Below are 23,386 nucleotides of genomic sequence, written 5' to 3'. Positions count from 1 at the left end.
AAAGGCCAAGACGGACGGTAGACTCGGAGAAGGGGCAGGCTATGTCATCGAATAACGGAAATCTCAGCATAGTGGGGCTGGCTGTGAGTGAAGTTATACCGGGGGGGCCGGGTAACGACACGATTTCCGGCAATGGTGGCGACGATACAATCACCGGTGCCGGGGGGAATGACGTTCTCGTCGGGCAGGCTGGGCGCGATATCCTCGACGGGGGCACGGGTCTTGATCAGGTCGTGTATTATCGCGATGGCGGGCCGCGCGGAGTAGACGTCAACCTGACGACCGGAGTTGCGCTGGACACCTGGGGTGATCAGGACATCCTGCGCTCGATCGAGTGGCTTTTCGGCTCGTTGAACAACGACACGATCATCGGGTCGGCCGGTCAGGACACCCTGCATGGCTGGAACGGCAACGACCTGATCAACGGGCTTGCGGGTGAAGATCAGCTTGTCGGCGGTGCAGGCAACGACACGATGAACGGCGGCGCGGGATTGGACCGCGCCGTTTATTTTCGCGATGGCGGTGCACGTGCCATCAATGTCAACCTGACGACCGGGCAGGTCACCGATACCTATGGCAACATCGACCGGCTTAGCGGGATCGAATGGGTCTATGGTTCGTCGCTGAACGACACGATGCAGGGTTCGGGCGCGGCCGACACGCTGGATGGCTGGGAAGGAAATGATTTCGTTTCCGGTCTGGGTGGTGACGACCTGCTGGTTGGCAAGGCCGGCAATGACACGCTGAACGGTGGTGCGGGCCATGACACCGCGTCTTACCTCACCGACGGAGGCGCCTCGGGCGTAACCGTCGATCTGGGAACGCAGACCGCGACGGATAGTTGGGGAAACACCGACCGGCTGATCGGCATCGAATATGTCAACGGCACCGATCGCAACGACCGCATTTTCGGCGCTGACAACGAGGATAACCGCCTGTTCGGTTTTGCCGGGAACGACTACCTCGACGGGCGCGACGGTGAAAACCTGATCTACACAGGTGCCGGCAATGATACGGTAGCTGTCGGGACGCAATCGCAGGATGTTCGCGACAACGTCATCATCAGCGGGGCGGGCAACAAGACGGTCATCGGCACGACGGCGCTGGGTACTCCGTACGCGCATCAGCTGATCTTTCAGATCGACGAGGCGGTCACAGTCAACCTGGCCACGGGGCGCGCGTCCTCGGCGAGCATGAACCTCGACTTCACGCAAGCGCTGCATTTCCTCGAAGTGAAGGGGACGATGCATAACGACGTGCTGGTCGGGGGCAATCCGAACCACGACTATCTTGAATGGTTCACTGGCTACCAGGGCAACGACACGATCGATGGCGGCGCCGGGAACGCGGATACCATGGCCTATGAGGCCGAGGTCGTGACCGGGTCTTTCAACTTCCGCCTCGGCCGGCACGAATTTGGCACCATGGGCCTGATCGTCGATCTTGCAGCGGGGACCGCGCGCGACGCGTTCGGGTTCACCGACACGCTGATCAACATCGACGACATTCGCGCTACGTCCTTCGCGGACAATATTCGCGGCGACGATGGCGAAAATGCCTATTGGGGCCTTGAGGGTGCAGACACGCTGATCGGCGGTGGCGGTATCGACCGCATCCACTACGAGGAGGATTTCGCACGCGGCGGCACCGCTGGCATTCGGGTGGATCTGAACGCCGGAACGGCAGTCGACGGTTTCGGCGATACCGACCTGATCAGCGGAATCGAGGAAGTCTATGCCTCGAACATGAACGACGAGGTGATCGGCGACAGCAACGACAACCGTGTCTTTGGCTACGGCGGGGCGGACCGTATTGTCGGCAATGGCGGGCGTGACGTTCTGCTCGGCGGTGGCGGAAACGACGTTGTGAATGGCGGCGCAGGTGACGACGAGCTTTGGGGCGAGGCCGGCAATGACACCTTGAACGGCGGCGCCGGCAAGGACATCGCCCGCTACATCGAAGCGTCCGCCGGCGTGGCAGTGGACCTCAACAGCGGCCGGACGACCAACGATGGTGACGGCGGATCCGACGTCCTGATCGGAATCGAAGCTGTGCACGGTTCCGCATTTGGTGATGCGCTAGGCGGCGATGTGGGCGCAAACGAGATCCAGGGCTTTGGCGGCAACGACACGATCAACGGAGCCCAGGGCGATGACATGCTGCTTGGCGGCTCGGGCAATGACATCATCGAGGGCGGTGCCGGAGATGACGAGCTTTGGGGTGGTCTCGGCAATGACACGCTGAACGGTGGCGCGGGACGTGATTTCGCGCGCTATCGCGACAGCACCGGTCGTGTCGTCGTCGATCTCGCGTCGGGCGAGGCGCAGGACGGTTTGGGCGGTTCCGATCGTCTGAGCGGGATCGAGAATGTCGATGGCTCGGCTCAGGGCGATGTCATTCGCGGCGACGTGCTGGGCAACGAACTGCGCGGATTCGCCGGAAATGACTCTCTGTCCGGCAATAACGGTGCGGATACGCTGCTTGGTGATGGTGGCAATGACAGCCTGTTGGGCCAGACAGGCGATGACCAACTGTGGGGCGGAGCAGGCAACGACACGCTGGATGGCGGCGGCGGTATCGATGTCGCCCGCTATCAGACCAGCACGTCGCGGGTCGCAGTGGACCTGGCCGCTGGAACAGGCCACGACGGACTGGGTGGGACAGATGTTCTCCGGGGGATCGAGAACCTCGACGGTTCGGAATTCGGCGATACGCTGCGCGGGAATGACGGTGCCAACGTCTTGCGCGGGTTCGGGGGCAATGACCTGTTGGAAGGTGGCGCCGGCAACGACGATCTTCTCGGGCTCGACGGAAACGACAACCTGCAAGGTCAAGGTGGCGATGATCAGATTTCCGGCGGCGCTGGCAACGACACGCTAAACGGCGGCAACGGCACGGATGTGCTGCGCTATCTCGACAGCAGTTCAGGCGTGAACGTCAACTTGGGAAGTGGGACGGCGCAAGACGGCTTTGGCGGCACCGATACGGTAAGCAATTTCGAAATCGTCCGTGGATCGCAGCACGATGACCGCATTACCGGAGATGGGCGCGCCAACAACCTGTTCGGTTCGGATGGCGGTGACACGCTTTCGGGCGGTGCAGGCAACGACACGCTTCACGGTGATTCCGGAAATGACAGCCTTTCGGGTGGCTCCGGAGACGACGAGATCTGGGGCGGAACCGGTAGCGATACGCTGGATGGCGGTGACGGCTTCGACATCCTGCGCTACCTGAATGCCAGTGCTGGCATCACCGTAAACTTGGGTGCCGGAAACGGTCGCGATGCAAGCGGCGGGACCGATGTGATCCGCAATTTCGAAGTGGTGCACGGGTCTTACTATTCCGATGACATCACCGGCAACGGCGCAGCAAACCGCCTTTTCGGATTTGATGGCGCCGATACGATCGGCGGCGGCGGCGGTGCTGACTACCTCCTTGGCGGGCAGGGCGACGATAGCCTGACCGGTGGCGATGGCGCAGATACGCTCGAAGGGTCGAGCGGGAACGACACGATGGTGGGTGGAAATGGACAAGACGTCGCTCGCTATTTCGGCGAAGTCGGGCCGGTGACCATCAACCTTTCGACCGGAACAGCCCGTGACGGTACCGGTGGCACCGACCGGTTGAGCGGGATCGAAAACGTGCATGGATCCGTCCACGCCGACCATATCACCGGCGGCGGTGGCAATAACCGCCTGTTCGGGTTTGAGGGTGCTGACACGCTTCTTGGTCTTGGTGGCAACGATGCCCTGCTGGGTGACGGCGGTAACGATATGCTCATTGGCGGGAACGGGCGGGATACTCTTTTGCCCGGTGTCGGCGATGACACGATCGACGGGGGTGCTGGCCAGGATCTGGTGCGTTTCACGGATGCCCGTCAGGCCATGACGATCGACATGATCCTTGGGATCGCGCAGGGCGAATTCGACAACGTTCTGATGAATGTCGAGGATGTTGACGGGTCCGGCTTTGCCGATCTCATGATCGGTGATGAACAGGCCAACATCCTGTCCGGTGAGGGCGGCAACGATACGATTATTGGTGGTACCGGGAACGACGTTCTGTTCGGCCGCGCAGGAGCGGACCGTTACGAGTTTTTTGCCGGTGATGGTCTCGACGTGGTTCGCGACATGGGCAATGGATCGGGCACCGACCGGGTCGTGTTCCATGATTATCTCGCCAGGAACGCGACGATTTACCGGCAATCAGCCAACAACGATTCGATCGTGATCAATTTCGGTCCCAGCGGCGATGTCATCATCCTTGCGAATACTCTTAACGCCAGCCATGTCGGCGCCGTCGAGCAGATCGAATGGGCGGATGGCACGGTCTGGAACCACGCCCAGTTGATTGCCGCCATCGGCCAGATTGGTCAATTGGAGTCGATTGGGCCAAGCAACGGTGCCGACGTTCTGTACGGAACACCGGAGAATGACACGATCTCCGCGTCCGGCGGAAACGATTTTCTGCGGGGCCTTAACGGCAACGACAGCCTTTCTGGCCAAGCCGGCAATGACACGCTGACTGGCGGGGACGGCAACGACACTCTGCGGGGCGGCAACGGAAACGATGTGCTCGATGGTGGTCCGGGCAACGACCTGAAGGATGGCGGCGGCGGATTCGACGCGGCGGTATACACTGTCCGGCTTGATGACGCGACGGTCACCTTGAACAACGGGGTTTTCAACATCCGCTCGCATCTGGGACAGGACACCGTCTCGAATATCGAGGAGTTCAGGTTCGCGGACCAGACGCTGACCTTGGCGCAGATGACGGCGATCGGCCAGAATGCGGTTCCGGTCTCGACGCTGCCTGAACGGATTACCAGCACAGAGGGTAGCGTGTCCGTCAATTTCGGGCGTTTCTTCTCGGACCCAGATGGCGGGGTGTTGTCGTGGCAGGTGCAGGGCCTACCCGAGGGGGTGACGCTGTCGACGAACGGCCTTGTGGTCAGCGGCAACCTCGAGGCGAGCCTTGTGCCCTACACGGTGACGATCACGGCCCGCGATCCTTTGAATGGTACGGTCACTGACACGGTTGAGTGGGTGATCGAGAATGTCAACGCAGGTCCTGTGGGCGTGCCGGTCATCTCGGGTGATCGGGTCGCGGGCGAAACGCTGCTCGTTGATACCAGCGGCCTGAGCGATGCCGATGGCCTTGGCGAGTTCTCCTATCAATGGCAGCGTGACGGCGCCAACGTGCCGGGCGCCACATCGGCAGCCTATGATGTGACGCCGGACGATGTCGACTCGGTGTTGACGGTCATTGTCCGCTACGAGGATGGGTTTGGCACGAACGAGAGAGTCGAGGCCGCGGGTGTGCGCATCTCGGGTGGTGGTCTCGACCGCGAGGGTACGGATGGCAATGACTTCATCACCGGCGTTCTCGGAGCTGACAACCTGCGCGGCCTTGGCGGCAATGACACGATCATTGGCGGCGGCGGTAACGACACGATCGACGGCGGAAACGGGACCGATACGCTCAACGGGGGCGACGGTGATGACCGCCTGATCGGAGGAACCACGGAAGACGATCTGCGCGATGTCGCCTATGGTGGGAACGGTAATGACTCCATCGACGGTGGGTACGGGAACGACGAGCTTCGTGGAGATGGCGGTAACGACACCATTTCCGGTGGCTTCGGCACAGATACGGTCATCGGTGCGGACGGGAACGACGTTCTGACAGGAGAGGCGTGGTCGGATGTTCTGTTCGGTGGGGCAGGGCGCGATTTCCTCAACGGTGGCTTTGGACAGGACCGGATGAATGGTGGCAGCGAGGCCGACCGCTTCTATCACCTTGGCGTTGCGGATCATGGCAGCGACTGGATCCAGGACTATTCGGCGGCCGAGGGTGACGTCCTGGTCTTTGGCCAGCCCGGTGCGAATGTGGACCAGTTCCAGGTCAATCTCACTGAAACCGCCAATGCCGGTGTCTCCGGTGTCGAAGAAGCCTTCATCATCTTTCGCCCGACCGGGCAGATCATATGGGCTTTGGTCGACGGTGCAGCGCAGGACGAGATCAACCTTGTCATCGCCGGTCAGGAGTTCGACCTGCTATCGTAAGGCATGTCCAGAGTTCGGGGCCATGCCGGGCGCCGATATGACGATGGAGGCCAGGTGGCCGTTGAAATCCCCTGTAGGTGGCTCTGATTATTGGCAGGTAATGGGTTCGGGATTGGTCGCGAACCCATAGCTTTCCGCCGAAAGGCCTTTGTGCCACCGGGTCAAGTGGTCGCCGCAATGCGATTGCCGATCCTACGCCAGCAAGTCGAACGTCCCGGAATCTAGAGCGAGGTTGATGCTGTCCTGGGCTCCGCCATCGACCACCGCCCAAAGAATCTGACCCGTTGGACGGAAAATGACGAAGGCTTCGTCCGTGTCGTCTTCACCGGCACCCGGTGTTCGGGCGAAGTTCACCTGGAACCAATCTGGCACGGCGTCGGCCCGGGCTGAGATCAGGACATCTCCCTGTGCGGCGTCATAATCCTGCACCCAGTCGGTACCGTGAACGGGGACGGTTGCGTGGTAGAAACTGTCAGCCCCTTCCCCGCCATTCAGCCGGTCATAGCCAGATCCGCCGTTGAGGAAATCGTCGCCGTTCCCGCCGAACAGAAGATCGCCAAGCGCACCGCCGGTCAGACTGTCGTTGCCATCTTGTCCGGTCAGCGTATCGGCGCCAAGCCCGCCCTCGAGGCTATCGTGCCCTTCTCCGCCATAGGCAAGATCGTTGCCGGCGCCGCCGTCGATCGTGTCGTCCCCCGCGCCGCCCAGGATCGTGTCGGACAAATCGTAGGCGATGCCCGGCCCACCGCGCAGGTTCTCGGTGAACAAGAACGTATCGTCGCCCATCAGCAGGTCATTACCCGCCCCGCCGTTCATCAGGTCATTGTCGAGACCGCCAATCAGCGAATCCTCGCCGTCACCGCCCAAAAGCGTGTCGGCGCCATCGCTGCCAATCACGAGATCGTCACCGTCACCGCCAGAAACGGCATCGTCGCCCGGCCCGCCATCAAGTCGATCATTGGCGCCGGCACCATCGATGCGGTCGTTACCTTCCCCGCCCAGTAATGCATCCGCGGCTTCAGAACCGGTCAGTGTATCGTTGCCGCCTTGGCCGTTTACGCGGGCGGCAGCCGTCGGCGCGGTTGGGTTGTCGTCCCCATCTCCGAGCAACGCAAGCGGATTTACATCCAGCACCTGCGCTTCGTCATCGCGCGTCACCAGCAATCGTCCATCCGGGCCCAACGACAGCGACGTCGAAAACGGATTACCCTGCATGTCGTTCCAGACGATTTCGGGCGGCGTCAGGGCTTCGCCTTGGACGGTGAACTGCTGAACAAGCAGGTCATTGCCAAGCACATAGACCACTGCATAGCGCTCGTCATCGAGCGCGAACGCATCGAACAGAAGTTCAGCGACCGGCATTTCGTAGGCCGGTTCCGCAAGATCTGGATCGCCATCGCGGTCAAATCGTTGCGCGAACATCGACAGCTCCGAAAAGCCGAATCCGGTTTCCCAGGTGATGATGAAGCCGCCATCGGGAAGCGCGACGAGCTTGTTTCGGCCGACCGCGCTGCCATTCTCGTCGCCGACTGTAACCGGTGTGCTGCGAGGCGTGCCATCGGCTTCGACGATCATGAAACGCACAGTGCTTGCGCTGACCTGCGAAAACGGCGGAACCTCGGCATCGTTTGCGGTGTCGATCCACGAGATTGCGAACGCGCCGTCAGACAGAAGAGCCACGTCCGAAATCTCGACCCGGTCACCACCATCGGTGGTTATCTGTGCAAGCAGAAGCGGGTCGGCGAGCGGCTCGCCTGAAGCTGCGTGATGCTGAACCCAGAGTTGATCGCGATCGTCGCCCTGCCACAGGCGCGCGAAGGCACCTGATGTGCTCTCGATGATCGCGTCCGTACGCCCCGATACGTCGATCAACGTTCCTTGTGTCCCATCGCTCTCGACCACCTGGATGCGATGAAATGTTTCCTGAGCAGAACCGAGCGATTGGTAGTGGTTCCAGGCCAGTACCAGACTGTCATCGTCGAGCCTGTGCAAAGCGTCCACGAAATAGAGGTTGCGTCCCTGCGCGGGGTCATCCGGTCCGACCAGGATGGGATCGGGTGCATCGGCTGCCCCGGCCCGCAGTTGCAGGAACAGTTCGGAATGAAAGCGTTCTTCCGTGTAGGCCGCATAAAGAACGGCGCGATCGCCGTTCGAAAGCTCCAGTGCCTTGGGAGATGTCGTGAAGGTCGAGGGATCGACATCAGGCAGGTATTGTGTGGGACCCGAGAGAAAACCAATGCCGACTGCGGAATGCGTCATGTACCTTTACCCTAAACTAAATCGGACCCTAAGGCCCACGGTAATCAAGACGTTAGCACGGTTTTTGTAACGGTTGGAACACGCATCCGAAAAGGCGCCGCCATGTTTTTTACAAGCGGCCCAGAACGGCTGCCAGGTACAGTGACAGTGTTCCGGCAAGACCCATCCGATACAAGCCCGCCCCCGAGATCAGTCGCAGCCGCCGCGTGAGGCCCTGATTCCGTTCTGTCGCGAACCGTTCAAGCAAAGCCCGGTTTTCCGTTGTGAGCCGATGGGCAGAGGCCCCCAACGCCGCGATGTTCAGGGTGTTCCACTCACGAAACCCACCGGAGACCAGCATCTTCATCCGCTTGAGCTTTGCCCAGATGCCGCGGTTTGCTCCGATCAGGTTGTTCCCGTGCTGGCGATACAAGATGAAAGGAGTGTCGTCGAACAGGATGCGTCCGCCAGCGCCGCTAACGATCTGGTAGACCCACCAATCGTGAACGACTATTTCACCTGCCTCGAAACTTGCGGCCCGCACAAGGTCGACCGCCTTGCGGTTGAGCATCATGGTGTTGCCGCCAGCCACGTTCTGGACCAGCGCGTGACCGAAACAGGCAGGGCGAGGCATGCCGCGCGACAGTTTCTGATTGCCGAGGACTTCGTCGCATTCCCAGCTGCGCCCGCAGTAAAGAAGCGGGCAGTCCGGGCTGGCGTCGTCGCTATCCATGCGATCCAGGCCCCGTTGCAACTTTTCGGGCATCCAGACATCGTCCTGATCCGACAGCGCAACCACGTCGACATCGGCGGGGATATGGCGCAGCAGGTTGAGGAAGTTCTGCGCGGCCCCACGGCAGGGGCCCTCGATGAAAATCAGTTCGAGTTCTGGATGTTCTGTCGCGAACCGCTTGACGATCTCGCGCGTGTCGTCCTGAGAATTGTCGTCGCTGACGAGGATCAGGTCGGGATGCCGGGTTTGTTCTACGAAACTCTCCAACTGCGCGGGCAAGTCGCGGGCGCCGTTGTAAGTCGCCAGAAGAATCGCAAGTCTCCGATCGTCCGGTCGAGAACGAGATGTCGAGTGGTCGTCGTTGGGCACCGGACGAGTTTCCGTGGCGAAATCCTTCACAGATTGATCGGATAGCACGACGTTTCGGCGATGCAAAGCCGGGTGTCAGGCCTGCATGGCCTGCTCCTGCAGGCTGCGGGCCTTGGCGCGTGCTGCGGTGCTCATCCTCATCAAGCCGTTGCGCGACGCTTCCAGGGCCAGAATGGCGTTCGCGGCAGCCTCGATATCGTCGGCGGGCACGACAAAGCCTGTGCGCCCGCTTTCCACCAAGGACGGTGGCGCGCCACGATCGTAGCAGACAACCGGTCGTCCGCCCGCCATCGCCTCCATGACGGTTCGGCCAAAGCTCTCTGCGAATTTCGACAGGCTCATGACGATATCGGCCTGCGCCACCGCTTCGGCCGGTGTCGCGGCGTAGTTTCGAAAGTCGACATTGCCCGGCCACGGCCGCATCAGATGCAGGTCTTCGCTGGGCGGGCCGATCAGCAGAAATCGAATGGGGCGTCCATGCGATTCGACCCTTCGGGCGACGCCAAGGAAATCGGCGATGCCCTTCTTGGCGATGTTACTGCTGATCATCGCCACGCGCAGCATGGTCTGGGGTGAATATCTGAGGTCGAACAGATCCTCGTCGACCGAGTTCGGGCGAATGACGGTGCGATCAGGGCAGCCGAGCCATTGGGCAACGCTGGGCGAGGTGGCGACAAAGCGGTCGGCGTTTTCGACCAAGTGCTGCCGAAGCGCACCTGCGCTTGCACCCAGATGCCTGCGCAGTGCGACGTCCTGATCGGGCAATTCACGGACATGGACTGTCGTCCTGACCCCTTCGGCGCGCGCCGCAAACAACGGCGCGTTCAGTACCATCGTGTTCACATGGATATGTTTTGCCCCGTATTTCACGATAAGGTCGCGGATGGCCTGTACCGTGTCCTCATGCGCCGGTCTGAGCGCGTGATACCAAAGCTGGGGAACGAACTCGACAGCAGCGGTCATCGTCAGCAGTTGCTTCAGGTATTCGGGGTTGCGCAGGGTCGGCAGCACAACGACCGGGCAGTGGCCGCGCCGCGCCATACGCTCCACCACACCAAGGAGGCTGCGTTCGGCGCCAAACAGTGTCTTGCCCGAGGTATGGGCGAAGACCAGCGTGCGTTTCACGTGGGCGGGTGTGTCGGACAAAACGCCGTCAAAAGCCGGAAGCGGGGCCGCCCCGTTCTGTTTTCCGACCGTTTCAAAGTGCAACAGGGGGTTGACCTCTTCGGGGAGTTCCTGCGCGCGCCGATATCCACCGGTGCTGAATCTAGGCCCGGGGTCGCGGTTTTCGGCCGCGCCTCCCTGGAGGTAGTGCTGTACAGGACAGATATCGGCCAACAGAACGTCCTTGTGGCTGAGCCGATACCAATCCGCATCGAAATACTCGGATCGACGGAGGATGTCGTAATCGGTTTCCGGGCCCTCGGCATCGCCGAGCCCGATCGCTTCGGGAACGCGAAATGGGCGCTGCTCGGGGTTTTGCGGCAGGTAGAGTTCCGAAGGCTCCCGCGCCTGCGTATGCCAGTAATGCGCGGCTTCCATGTAATCCCGGCGAAGCCCCTTGAACTGCGTGCGCAGGTGCGTCGCGCTGCGCATCGTGAGCGAACCGGGATCGGTTCGACCGAAGGCCAATGGAACACCCGGGCAAACCTCTCGGATGGCCTTGGGGCCAAAAGAGTGGGTCAGGCGATAATAGTACTCGGTATCAGCATTGACCTTGACGCGGTCCCAATACCCCAGGATGTCGCGCAGCTCCGCTCGGATCATAAGGGAGGACACGTTGCGGTAGATCCACGCCTCCTCCATCCGCCAGCGAGTCATGGCCAGATCGTCGCTGGCGCGCACCCAATGCGAAACGGTGGCCTTCAATTCAGGTTCGTTCATCAAGGCGGTGGCCTGCCGAGCGATCTTTTCGGGATGCGACCAGTCATCCGCGTCATGAACGGTGATGTAGTCGCCCCGCGCGGCCGCAAAGCCGGTGTTGCGTGCGGGATAGGCGCCCTGATTGACCGTATGCGCGATCACCCGGATGCGCTTGTCCTTTTCGGCCGCGGCCTCGGCGACGGAAAGACTTTCATCTGATGATCCGTCATCGACGATGATGATCTCGATATTGGGCCAGGTCTGCGCCTGTAGCCCACGTAAGGCGGTGGGCAGGTTCCGTGCGGCATTGAACACCGGAACGATGACGGAAACGAGCGGTAAATCCTTGGTAGGGCCGTTCAACCATGGTCCCGGATCGGCATGAAGTCGATCGAACCGAGGCCCGAACACGTCGTCGCGCAAGTGCAAAGGGACGAGTCCATACGGGACGTAGATGCGGGCAAGGGCCGATGACAACTCCCAGTCATCGAGGCCCAGAAATCTGTCGTACTGGATCTGAGCGAGTTCGAAATCGGGAAGTGCACCGAACCGGGTAAAGCCGCGGTCCAGCAGTTGGGCCGCCTGATCGCGATCGTCCAAGGCAAGCGCCAGCTGGACCCCTAGCAGGTAGGGTCCGGGATGGCCGACCGTGCGCGCCCCTTCGTCGCTTGCGTGAAACGCCTCAAGCGCGGCCCGGGCGGCCGAGAGATCTTCATGTTCGACATACCACCGTGCCAGAACCCATCCCGCAACGGCGCGTTCATGCGCCGGCCCGGTTTCGAAGAGGATATGCAAGGCGGGCAAAGCGGTATCGTGGTAGCCGCGCCAAAGCATCAGATCGAGTTCCAGGGCCTGAACGGGTCCGCCCTGGCGGCCCTCTGCCCGACCTGCGCGGCGGTAGTGATCCCACGGGTCAAGCCCCGCATTGCGCACGTCCGCGTAGGTCTGAAGGTACCAGACTGGATCGAAGTTATCGTATTGCACAGAAACGGGGGTCGTCACGGAATTCATCTCTGCATCGCTACCCTATCCCACCAAGCAAGGCGAGTGGAAATGCATCTGTCGGAGGGCGCTGAATCTTTGCCACGAAGGTGCTTGACAGGGTTGCCTTGGCGTCAGGCATCGGGGAAAACAAGGGATATTCTTTTGGACTGGTTTCGAAATGACGCTGACAGCCCCGCAGATCACCACCGCCCCATCTCGCAAATCCAGCCTGTTGGCGTTCGAGCCGGTGCACGAGGCCTTTTTGGGCAGTCTCGATCTTTCGGAATATGACTGGTTGCAGACTCAGCACCTGCATTTCGTCGATCACCCGGACAAGGGCATCGCACTGCCTTTTGCGCCGCGAGAATTCGTTCGGTTCCTCGTTGTGGCGGCTGTGGTTGCTCCGCATGACGCTTGGATGGCTTACGCAAAGGCTGCCTTGGATGCCGTGTATGTGTCGCCCGATGGCTTGTCCAAGGTCGCGTGGTCGATACCGTGGGACCGTGAGGGATTGGACAAGGTCGATTTGCTGCTGAGCCGAGGGGCGAAGCTGGGTCATGTGCTCAACATGGCGACCTTGCTGGATACTCGATCCAACCACATCCTCGTGAAACGGTATGCTGACAAGCACTTGATGGGGTCGCTGTTTCGCGAAAAAGGCCCCGCCGAGTATTCCGCCTTCCTGCAGCGGTTCGAAATAGCCGAGGCGCTCGACGCGCAGGAAAAGGCGCTGGTGTTGCTCAACACGAAATGGCGCCCCGAACTGCTTGGGGACAAACCCCGCAAGATCGTGGATTGCGGCGTGGACTGGGGCCTTGTCTTGCGGCAATCCCTGGTCAAGCTGTTCTTTGGCTTTAACCGTATGCAGACGGACGACGTGTCGTGGCGGCGGGGTCATCCTGTTTTTGGACGGTTCATCGAATTTTTTGCAGATGATATTCGCGCAAGCCTCTCACCCGAGGCCCTGACAGAGGTCGCGATCCACCTGGCGCGTTGGAAACCCGTGCCCGAGTTGCACCTGGTCCCCTTCCTGAAGCTCGGTGCAAGCGCAAGAGAGGTTCTGGCAAGCCTTCCGGCGAAGGATGGCTATTACCGGCGCATGACAACCATTTTCGAACCCTTCCTCGACGACGACGATGTCGAGGACCTGTGGATGCAATTCACGGTTCGACAGTTTTTCGATGTCACGAAAGACAGAATGGACAGGTTCCGGAGGGCTCGTTTCGCAAATCGCATCCTGCCCCGTCTTGGCAGTGCGGTCATCACGCATCTGACCTACGACAAGATCGCGCCGCTTCATTTCCGGCTGAAATCGACTCCTCGTATCGCCAACCTTGTGCTGGATGACTTCCGGTGGATGGTGGACGAGGCGCGCGAAATGGGTGCATCGACGCTGGATGGGGATCCATGCGCCGGGATCGCGCGGTTCGAGCCGGAATTGCAGACACTTGGCCCGGACGACTTGCCGCGTGCCTATGCGCCAGCCCCCGATCAATACTCCGGGACATCGGACAGTTATTTCCACGATGCGTATTATCACATCCTCGATCCGGGCGATGCCGTTCTTGCACGCAAGCCGATGGAGGTGGACGGGGTGATCGTGCCAAGATGCGCCGAAGGTGTTCTGGTACGTGATGGCGATGAATGGGCGGCTGACTGGACGCTGGAGAACGGGCGGACCGTTCGAACCTCTCCGGTGCCGTCGCAGTCGATCTTCAAGCGTGATATCCTGCGGCCCGAACCCTCGGCTGCGCTGCGAGAGGCACAGGCGCGCCTGCCAAAGGACCACTATATCGGGATGCAGGGCGAAGTCTTTCACATGCCGAACTGGCTGGAGACCGCTCAGAAGTTTCACCGCAAGAGCGGTGATTTCATCCAGGAATATCTGGAGGATATCTATAGCCGGTTCCTGTTCCAACCAACCTACATTTTCCTGAAGGTTCCGTGGATCTCGAGGGGTGCGACCGGATTCTGGCGTCAATTGATCCTGCGACGTTTCGAACAGGTGGACTGGATCAACCTGGAGCAACTCGAACGTATCGCGACATCGATGCAATATGTCGGTCTGTTGAAGCGCCGAAGTCTGGACGACAGCCCTGTTTTCTGGGAACTCGAACAGCACCTCGCCTATGTCCGGACCACGTTCGATCCGTCGGTTCCGCCCATCCGCGGAGATCTTGCGGCAATTCATCCCCGTGAGGCGCGCACGTTCTACCATTTGGACGCATCGCAACGCGTCATGAAAGGCATTCAGGACAACCCCGAACTCTTCCCGGATGCGTCACTTGCCAGCGTGTTCCGGGATCACCTTCATTCGGTGTTCTTCGATGACGAGATCTTCATGGATTACGCCGAAGAGGTCGATTACGACGGATCGGGTTACTTCATGACACATGTCTGTTTTTATGTGCAGGCGTCTCAAGACTACAATCTGCTTCCGATTCTGTTCAACTACATGGAAGCGATCCAGATCTACCAGTTGCAGCAGGGTAATGTCGAAGTGGCTGGCGAGGTTCTGACCTGCCTGTATGCGGTTCTGCATCGCTCGCCTGAGAATTCGCCGCTGTTTGCGTCCAGTCTCAAGCTTCTGATGGAAACGGCAGGGGCGGATTACAGCTGGCCAGACAGGTTCTATACGCATCTCACCCCTTACAAGATGTTGCACGTGCCGTGGACCGCGATCCAGGACATCATTGCTCCTTTTGGCAAGGAGGCGAACAGCCGGAACCAGGAGCTCCAGCGAGCGGTTCTGATGGATATCCCGGACTGGCCGGAGATGCTGTCGAAGTTCCGACCGGCAGTGGGTCGCGGGGCGATCTGATATATGGGTGCCTTCAGACCGAGAGGGTTCTTGTCGCCTGATATTGAGATACCGGGCAAGCGATCGTGACGTTGTCTTTCTGGATCACCTCGAAAAACATGTCGTGCAGTTCGATGGCATAGCCGCATCGGCGATCGGTGAAGTCCGGATTGGGAACATGAGTGATCCCGATCTGGCGGTCGGTGGGAACTTCGTGAACCATCTGCTGTACCTGGGCGAGCGCGTCGGGATCGCTGCAATCGGTTTCGATCAGAAGGTCCAGCTGATTTGAGAATGCAGCATTCGGGATCATGGCTGCGGGCAACATCGCACGTTTGAGCGCCTCTTGTTCGGGCGACAGACCCTGCGGGGCCAAGCGATGCCAGTAGCGGCTGATTTCGCGGTAATAGTGTCGCAAGCCATGATAGCTGGTTTGAATATGCGTTTCAGGATTGCGCGTCAGGGACGAGCCGTCGTCCAGGGCGAAGGCCATCGGAATGTCGGGCAGGATACGGCGCACCGAGCCTTGCCCAAAGGCCGCCTCGACGCGCCAGATGAATTCCATGTCTGCAGATACGCGCACCTCGTCCCAGCCGCCCAACCTTTTCATGACCTGGCGGCGAACCAGCAAGGACGAATGGCTCCATTGCAGATAACTGGGGCTCAGTCGCCAATTCGTGGTGAATGTCAGCGGAGCGCGAACGCGCACCCAATGGGTGATGACGCCCATCAGGTCGGGCGACGCGGCGAGCTCTGCGAGTTGTGTGGCGATTTTCTGAGGGTGTGACCAGTCATCCGCGTCGTGGGTCGTCACGTACTCACCGGACGCGACGGACAGGCCTCTGTTACGCGCGGCATAGGCGCCAGCATTCTCTTTCTGGCGAAGAGGAATGATGCGGGGATCTGCTTCTGCGAGCCGGGACACGGTGTCAAACGTGTCATCCGTGCTTGCATCGTCGACGACGATGATTTCGAGGTTTTGATGCGTCTGGGCGAGAAGGCCGCGCAAGGCGGTTTCGATGTACTTGGCAGCATTGAACGCGGGAAGGATGACCGAGACGATTCCGAGTTCCGCAGTTTCGGCAGAGGGAGGCAATGTCTGGGTCGTCAGGTTGTCGAGGCCGAGAGAGCGGCCTGCATCCAACACTTCGACGGGTGCGAGACCTCGCGCCTTGTACAGCGTGTTCACGCGTTCCAGCCGCCTGTCTGAGGGGTCGAGATTGGCAAGGGCGATGCGCTTGTCCGCCTCAAGGTCGCCGGGGCGGATACGGGTCAGCGCAGCGCGGGCCGCATGGTCGATGCCGCGACGTGCATAAATCACGCTCATCGGGATCAGCCGTGCAGCTGAATGGGAGTAAGTGAAGGACATGCCCCCCATCCGTTCCAGGCAACGCAGGGCACGGTCCTCGTCGCCGCTATGGTCGAACCAGGCGGCCAATTGGCAACCGGCCTCGAAACGGACTTGTTCGGGCAGCGTAGGTGTATCGCAAAGTGTTTGCAGCGCATGTTCGGCCTGTTCGGCCAAGCCGCCCCACAATTCCGCCTGCAGCTTGCGAACCTGCTCCATTCCGACCCGCACCTTTTCGGCGGCAGGCGTGGGCAACCGTCCCTCTGCCTGACCTTGCCACAGGTAATGCAGCAGGGGGTTCACGCCGCTTCCGGCAATATCGGGGTAGCGTTCGGTGTAGAATTTCACATCAAACTCGGGACCCGGGTCGCGCCCGAGCACCCAGCCGTAGCGCAAGAAATGAAGGGCGGGATCGATCCCAGCCTCGCGAACGTCGGGATATGTTCGGCAATACCACTCCGGCTCGAACAAGGACGATTGTCTGAGGAATTCGAGATCTTGTGCTTCCATGACATCCTCTTCTCGCTCATCGCGGGCTCTGACGCCGTTCTTTGAAACCCTTTTTCCTTGTGGGATGCAATGCCGCCCGGGCAGGACGCCAGCAATTGCGATACCCCTCGCGAGGGGCTAGAACGTGCAAAAGCAAGATTGCCTGCCGCGCAGGCACAACAATTCGAAAGCAGAGCCGTCGTTCATGTCAGAAACCAAGATTACCGTCGCCGGCATGGGATATGTCGGACTTTCGAATGCCGTTTTGCTGGCTCAACGGAACCCCGTCTGCGCCTTTGATATCGACGAGGCGAGGGTTGCCGCCATCAAGGAGCGACGCGCGCCGATCATCGATCCGGAACTGTCGGAATACCTCGCTGAAAAGCAACTGAACCTGACCGCGAGCAACGATCCTGAAACCGCCTTCGCGGGCGCCGATTTCGTGATTGTCGCCACGCCGACGAACTACGACCCGAAAACCAACTTCTTCGATACGTCGAGTGTCGAAGAGGTTATCGAGACCGTCCAGCGGACGAATCCCAAGGCCACAATTGTCATCAAGTCGACGATCCCCGTGGGCTTCACCGCAGAACTGCGCAAGAGGATGGGCAATGATCGGATCATATTCAGCCCGGAGTTCCTGCGCGAGGGTAGGGCGCTTTACGATAACCTTTATCCCAGCCGTATCGTCGTTGGAGACCGATCCGATCATGGGGAGTGTTTTGCCGAACTTTTGAAAGAGGCGGCGCTGCGCCCGGACGTTCCGGTCTTGCTGACCGACCCGTCGGAGGCAGAGGCGATCAAGCTTTTTGCCAACACCTATCTCGCGATGCGCGTGGCTTATTTCAACGAACTCGACTCCTATGCATTGGCGCACGGTCTCGACAGTCGGCAGATCATTGATGGCGTTGGCCTCGACCCTCGTATCGGGACGCATTACAACAACCCTTCCTTCGGTTACGGCGGTTATTGCCTTCCGAAAGATTCCAAGCAGTTGCTGGCCAACTATTCGAACGTTCCGCAGAACCTTATCCGGGCGATTGTGGACGCCAACCGCACACGCAAGGATTTCATCGCCGATCAGATCATAGCGCGGTCACCGAGCTGTGTTGGGGTATACCGATTGGTCATGAAGCAAGGGTCGGACAATTTCCGCCAGAGCTCGATCCAAGGGATCATGAAACGCGTCAAGGCCAAGGGAATCGAGCTGATCGTTTACGAGCCCGCGATGGAAGACGAAACGTTCTTCGGTTCCGAGGTGACGCATGACCTGGACGAGTTCAAGTCCCGGGCCGACGTGATCGTGGCGAACCGTGCGACATCTGATTTGAGCGATGTCGTCGACAAGGTCTTTACCCGAGACCTGTTCGGCTCGGACTGATCGCGCAGCCTAGCGGGCCTTGTTCACGACCGGCTTAGATCGATCATGAACAAGGTGCCCTGAGTATTCGACATCAGGTGCGGGAGGCCGCGGCCTCTCTTACCACTGCGGCAATCGACAACTCGATGTCCTCGGGTCGTGTCCGATGGTTGGTAATGGCCGCGCGGAGGCAGGTCACGTCCTGCGCCAGTGTTGTCGAGAAAACGACCTCTCCCGACAGTTGCAGTTTTTGCGCGATGGCCGAGTTGAGCGCAGACTGTGCGTCAGGTGAGAGCGTTTCATCGGCGGTAAAGACACAAAGGTTCGACACAACAGGGGCCATCAGGCGCATTCCTGGGGTGCTGGAGACCAATTCACCCATCTGCGCGGCGCGTCGGCAATTGTCAGTTATCGCTCTGCCCAGACCATCTGGGCCATGCGCGCGGATCGCCGACCAGACCTTGAGTGCACGGTTGCCGCGCGACAGGTCTATTCCATAATCGCAATACCACGGGTCGCCACCGGCAAGGCCGCTGTCCTGTGCTGCAAGGTACGAGGGTCTTGCGGCAAAGGCAGCGCGATGTTCATCTTCGTTGCGGATCAGGCACAAGCCACAATCGTAAGGCACGTACATCCATTTGTGGAAGTCGCAGGCAAGGCTGTCTGCGCGCCCGATTCCATCGGTGAGCTCTTTCCACGGTGAATCTGCAAGGCGCGTCCATGCGCCGAACGCACCGTCCACATGGAGCCAGAGACCCTCGTCGGTCGCGATGTCGGCCAAGGCGTTCAGGTCGTCGAAACGCCCGAAATCCACCGAGCCGGCCGTGCCGATTATCGCAAACGGAATGGCCCCCGCCGCGCGGTCTTCGGCAATTTTCTCTCGCAACGCATCAAGGTCCAGACCTGCGTCGCCCTCGGGGATGCGGCGCAGGTTCTCGTGTCCGAGCCCCAACAGCTCTACCGCTTTACGCGCTGCATTATGGGCGCCAGCACCGGCATAGGCCGTGAGCCACCGTCCATTTTGGCCCTTGGTGCGCATATCCGCCCCCAAGGCCCGCAGTCGTGCCGCTTGCAGGGCAATCACCGTGGCCTGCGATGTGCCGGTTACCAACACGCCCGAAGAACTCTCGGGAAATCCCATGACCCGACGCGTCCAGTCGATCACCGCGCGCTCGACATAGATTGTTCCGTGGTCGCGCCCGCCGCAGTTGGCGTTCATCGTGGCTGCCACCATTTCCGACAACAACCCTTCTGCTAGGCCGGTACCGTGAACCCAGCCAAAGAAACGGGGATGCGTGTTGCCGGTGCCGTAGGGCAAAACGCTATCGCGCAGATCGTTTGCCAGCTGTGCGGGATCCTTCATACCGCCGCCAGTCTCGGCCAACGCGTAAGTCGCGCGAACTTCTTCTGGCGTGGGCTGCCAGGGATGTTCCGAAGCCGAGGCCAGCCTGTCGATACAAGCGTCCAACAGATCATGCGCGGCTGCACGAAATTCCTGCCAATCCGAAGGGTCGAGGCCGGGTTTGGACCCGTCAGATGTCATGGCTGTATCTCCACCAGTTCTCGGCAAGAATCTCAAGCTTGTCGATTGCGCGAACGAGATCCGAAATTTCTGACTCGAGTGCGGCCGCGACCCCGCCGGGGCCTGCGTGACCAACGATGTTGAAGAAGCGCATCCCGATCACGAGGCGCAACACCGCGCGCTGGTTTTCGCCACGTCCCAGGGCAACGGGCTGGCCGATATGGAACTCTTGGCTCAAAACCGAACGGACGGCTTGTGACGCTTCGGGCATTAGCCTGCGGGCGTCTTCGTTCAGCAATTCGAAGATCTTGCGGCAGTCCGCCTCGTCCAGCGGTTGCTGGCTGCCATCCCAGTGCCGGGCCAGAATCTGGAACGAGATGATCGAATGGCGCGCGAACTGCAAGCTGTGGGATCTGTCGTCTTCACCCGCGTCGCGCTGCAACGTCAGGAAACTCTCTGAACGGGTCAGTCGTTCGGAGACTTCGTCGCGGAAACGGCCAAGGACGTGGATTCGCAGTGCCTCCGGAACATGGCGCAACAACTTGGCCTCGAGCAAGGCGGGCAACCAACGGAATGCTGCGCCGAAGGCAGGTTCGCTCTCTTTTTCGGGCAGGTGCTGCGCCCAAGCCTCGGACCAGTCTTCGGCATAGCCGATACCCGGCCGCATCAGCTCCGCAGTGGCGCCAACCCGGTCACGCAGCGCCGGCGGGAACAGCATTCCGCCCGAGAACGGCGGACCAGTCAGCGATTTAGAGCCGGAAACTTGAACCATCCATCCCCGGCGGACGCATTCGCCCAGGCGGGCATAGTCGACCCGCATCTGACAGGCGTCGACTACGACATCGACGCGATCGGGCGCCAGGGACACCAACTCTTCGATCGCTGCATCCGAAGGACCGGAAAGCCCGGTCTTGGAACCTATGAGGACATGGGCCAGAACGCGCGCGCCGCTGTCGAGCGCGGCTCGTCCCGCGTCGAGAAATTCCCGGTCCAGAGTTTCCATCGGCAGTCGATCGCCCTTGTCGTCGCGAATGCCAATATCGACGAGGCCAATTTCGACACCCGGCCAAATTTCCGCACCTTTCGAAATTTCTGCGCCGGTCGCGCTTTCGGGATCAAAGTATCGTCCAGCTCCGGCCAGTTTTACACCGCGACCGGTTTCCTCCGGCGAGATCAGGATATTGACCAGTTTCGCCTGCGGATCAGCAGCACGAGACAACAAGACGGCAAGGACCTCCGTGTCGGTTCCGGACGGAGCGATCACGCCGTCGGCCTCAGATACGTCGAGGCCGCACATATCCCGAAGCTCTCCGACGATGGCATCGGAAAGGGCAGCGCGCGTTTCGTGAACCTCGTGGCCGCCGTCGAGCATGTGGTTAAGCAGGTCACGCCGCAGGACGTCACAGAACAGGAACCCATAATCCGAAATCGAAGAGGCCGTCGATGATGAAAAGTGCACGGCCTCGGGGCGCGGACGCGGGGTGGTGCCGTATTTGTTCTTGCCGGACCGCCGATCAACCTTGAGTCGCGAGTCGCCGTTGGATACGAGGACGCGCTCAATAGGTGCCTCAAGCGGCAGTGGCTTATCGTCATCCGCCTGGGTCGCTTGTTCCGCGGTAAGGCCCATCAGCCCGGCCATCCATTCCAGCATCGTCTGCGAGGGTGGCTGCAATGATCCGCCGCTGAGCTCCGCGGAAATACCCCCGGGTTGCGTCGACAGCAGCAGAGAGCGATCTGCCTGCTCGAGTTGCGCGATCAGGGCGGCACCGTGGCGGACGAGTGCGGCGAGGCGGCGAGGGCCGGCACCCCCAGCCTGGATCGCGAATGCGGCCTCCATGCCCCACCGAGCGGCCGCCGACATCGCACTGGCACTTGCCAGAAGGCTTGGCGGAAGCAGGAGCAGGTCGGCTCCTTTCAGTCGGAAGGGGAAGTCTTCTTGCTGGCCGAGGGCGATTCGGCATGGCGCACCGGGCAAGAGCGCGGCCATAGCCGGGTCCGTTTCCAAAGTATGACGCAGGTGGCTATGCGGTACGATCGTCGATGATGTTTCCAGATCCAGCTTGGCGGCGGAAACTGTGCGCAGGGCCATGCGTGCGCCAAAAGCGTGGTAGTCATCGCTCAGGATCTGCGGTCGGCTGGGATGTGGTGCCGCCGGAGTGACCGTCTGGCCCAGATGCGATTCGTCCCGCAGTTGGGCAAGCGGTACGCGGCTGAACGGAAGCTGCGCGTGAATGATATGGCGGGTGGACTTCATCGGCAGCAGTTTGCCGCTGTTGCAGATTTCCCAGATCATATCCGGAGTATAGGTCTGACCTGGGCGCCAGCTTTTCAACTCGACCGCCGGATCATCATAACTGAGCAGGATGACCGGCACGGTAGTCAGCCCGAGGGCCCGGGCGGCATGGTAGCGATGGTGACCGTCCATCAATGCATAGCGGTCGCGATCGATCAGGAGTGGATGGGTCCAAACGCCCGTGATCTCGATCTCGCCGCGAAGGTTTTCAGTGTGGGACCGGGAGTATTCTTCGGTCGGGCGGATCTTTTCGAGCGGGAAAATTTCGATGCGGTAGAAATCGGTCTTGGTCATGTCGGGACCCTGTGTATTTGAGGATCAAAGAGAAACGCGCGCATAGGTATTACCCCTCTCTAGCCGCTATGTTGCGGTGCGCAAAGGGGTTTCATGGACGCGGGGCAAACGCTGCGTTGGAGTGGAACTCACTCTTTGCGGCGATTTCGGGCAAAGTGTCCGTCTGGGCCCAAGTGGATGCCGCATTCTGTCTTGTCAGGCGTGCCGGCCCATCGGCCTGCACGCGCGTCCTCTCCGGGTTTGACGGCGCGTGTGCAGGGCTTGCATCCGATTGACAGATACCCCTTCGCCTCAAGCGGGTGCCGGGGAAGATCATGGGCCTCGAAGTAGGCGTCTATTGCGATCTTGTCCCACAGCGCGAGCGGGTTGAGTTTGATCTTTTCACCGTCGCGTTCGATCAGGGGTATCGCGGCTCGGGTCGAGCTTTGGAATCGCTTGCGACCGGAAATCCAACTGTCGTAGTTCGACAAAGCATCCTGAAGCGGAAAGACCTTTCGAATGGTACAGCACATGGTCGAGTCCACGTTGAAGAGGCTGCCGTAAGGGTCTTCGCTGCGAAGCTCGTCGGGATCGGGTTTGACGATCACAAGGTTCAGACCGAACCGCTCGGACACATCGTCGCGGTATTCGATGGTTTCGGGAAAATGCTTCTCGGTGTCGATGAAAACCACCGGAATATCCGGCACCATCCGCGATACGTAATGCAGCAGCACCACGCTTTCGGCACCAAACGACGAAACGATCGCGCAACGGCCCAAACGCTGGTCAGTTAGCAGCCCCGCAATGTCGTAATGCGCCATATCGGGAAGATATTCTTCCTGCAGTGTCTCGATGACCGGGTCGAGACCCCCGGCCGGCCAAGAGGGAGATGCCATCTTTTCGGTCCTTCAATTTATTGCCCGTAACCTATGCAACGGAAAAAACTGAAGGTCGTCTATCCCAGATGAGCCGAAAATGAAAGCTGCTCTTACATTCACGTATTTGATTTTAATGGGGAATTCGCGTACTCTAAGAAAGCCGGGAAGCGA

Annotated in this window: 10 protein-coding genes; 3 read left to right on the top strand and 7 right to left on the bottom strand. The window is 60.3% G+C overall.

Annotation, left to right across the window (positions count from 1 at the left end; all coding sequences use genetic code 11):
• Positions 1-41 precede the first annotated feature (41 nt).
• Entirely contained in the window at positions 42-6,065 is a 6,024-nt protein-coding gene (locus ACFORG_RS01650; RefSeq protein WP_386733634.1) for a calcium-binding protein, read from the top strand.
• Between the two features lie 192 nt (positions 6,066-6,257).
• Here ACFORG_RS01650 and ACFORG_RS01645 read toward each other — a convergent pair whose 3' ends face one another.
• The 3 genes from ACFORG_RS01645 to ACFORG_RS01635 form a co-directional block, all read right to left on the bottom strand.
• Positions 6,258-8,324, bottom strand: a complete 2,067-nt coding sequence (locus tag ACFORG_RS01645; RefSeq protein WP_386733633.1) for a calcium-binding protein — start codon at positions 8,322-8,324, stop codon at positions 6,258-6,260.
• Between the two features lie 109 nt (positions 8,325-8,433).
• Complete coding sequence (locus ACFORG_RS01640; protein WP_386733632.1) at positions 8,434-9,405, bottom strand: glycosyltransferase family 2 protein; 972 nt, start codon at positions 9,403-9,405, stop codon at positions 8,434-8,436.
• Positions 9,406-9,480: 75 nt separating this feature from the next.
• The gene (locus ACFORG_RS01635; RefSeq protein ID WP_386733631.1) at positions 9,481-12,270 is read right to left on the bottom strand and encodes a glycosyltransferase; all 2,790 of its coding nucleotides are present in this window, start codon (positions 12,268-12,270) and stop codon (positions 9,481-9,483) included.
• A gap of 160 nt (positions 12,271-12,430) precedes the next feature.
• On the opposite strand from ACFORG_RS01635, the gene ACFORG_RS01630 reads away from it, so the two are divergent.
• Positions 12,431-15,073 carry a hypothetical protein gene (locus ACFORG_RS01630; protein WP_386733630.1) on the top strand — a complete coding sequence of 881 codons (2,643 nt, stop codon included), beginning with the start codon at positions 12,431-12,433 and terminating at the stop codon, positions 15,071-15,073.
• A 13-nt stretch (positions 15,074-15,086) separates the two neighbouring features.
• Here ACFORG_RS01630 and ACFORG_RS01625 read toward each other — a convergent pair whose 3' ends face one another.
• Positions 15,087-16,910 carry a glycosyltransferase family 2 protein gene (locus ACFORG_RS01625; RefSeq protein ID WP_386733629.1) on the bottom strand — a complete coding sequence of 608 codons (1,824 nt, stop codon included), beginning with the start codon at positions 16,908-16,910 and terminating at the stop codon, positions 15,087-15,089.
• A 184-nt stretch (positions 16,911-17,094) separates the two neighbouring features.
• Here ACFORG_RS01625 and ACFORG_RS01620 point away from each other — a divergent pair, with 184 nt between their 5' ends.
• Positions 17,095-18,270: a nucleotide sugar dehydrogenase gene (locus ACFORG_RS01620; protein WP_386733628.1), complete on the top strand. Its 1,176-nt coding sequence runs from the start codon at positions 17,095-17,097 to the stop codon at positions 18,268-18,270.
• 73 nt (positions 18,271-18,343) lie between these two features.
• On the opposite strand, the gene ACFORG_RS01615 is transcribed toward ACFORG_RS01620, so the two are convergent.
• The 3 genes from ACFORG_RS01615 to ACFORG_RS01605 all read right to left on the bottom strand — a co-directional run bounded on the left by ACFORG_RS01615 (position 18,344) and on the right by ACFORG_RS01605 (position 23,233).
• The gene (locus ACFORG_RS01615; protein WP_386733627.1) at positions 18,344-19,792 is read right to left on the bottom strand and encodes a pyridoxal phosphate-dependent decarboxylase family protein; all 1,449 of its coding nucleotides are present in this window, start codon (positions 19,790-19,792) and stop codon (positions 18,344-18,346) included.
• The gene (locus ACFORG_RS01610; protein ID WP_386733626.1) at positions 19,782-22,358 is read right to left on the bottom strand and encodes a ParB N-terminal domain-containing protein; all 2,577 of its coding nucleotides are present in this window, start codon (positions 22,356-22,358) and stop codon (positions 19,782-19,784) included. The genes ACFORG_RS01615 and ACFORG_RS01610 overlap by 11 nt, the downstream gene beginning before the upstream one ends.
• A 128-nt stretch (positions 22,359-22,486) precedes the next feature.
• Positions 22,487-23,233: a phosphoadenylyl-sulfate reductase gene (locus ACFORG_RS01605; RefSeq protein ID WP_386733625.1), complete on the bottom strand. Its 747-nt coding sequence runs from the start codon at positions 23,231-23,233 to the stop codon at positions 22,487-22,489.
• Positions 23,234-23,386 lie beyond the last annotated feature (153 nt).

Source organism: Lutimaribacter marinistellae (assembly GCF_042648365.1).
GTDB classification, from domain to species: domain Bacteria; phylum Pseudomonadota; class Alphaproteobacteria; order Rhodobacterales; family Rhodobacteraceae; genus Lutimaribacter_A; species Lutimaribacter_A marinistellae.
This window is presented reverse-complemented; position numbering and strand designations above follow the sequence as displayed.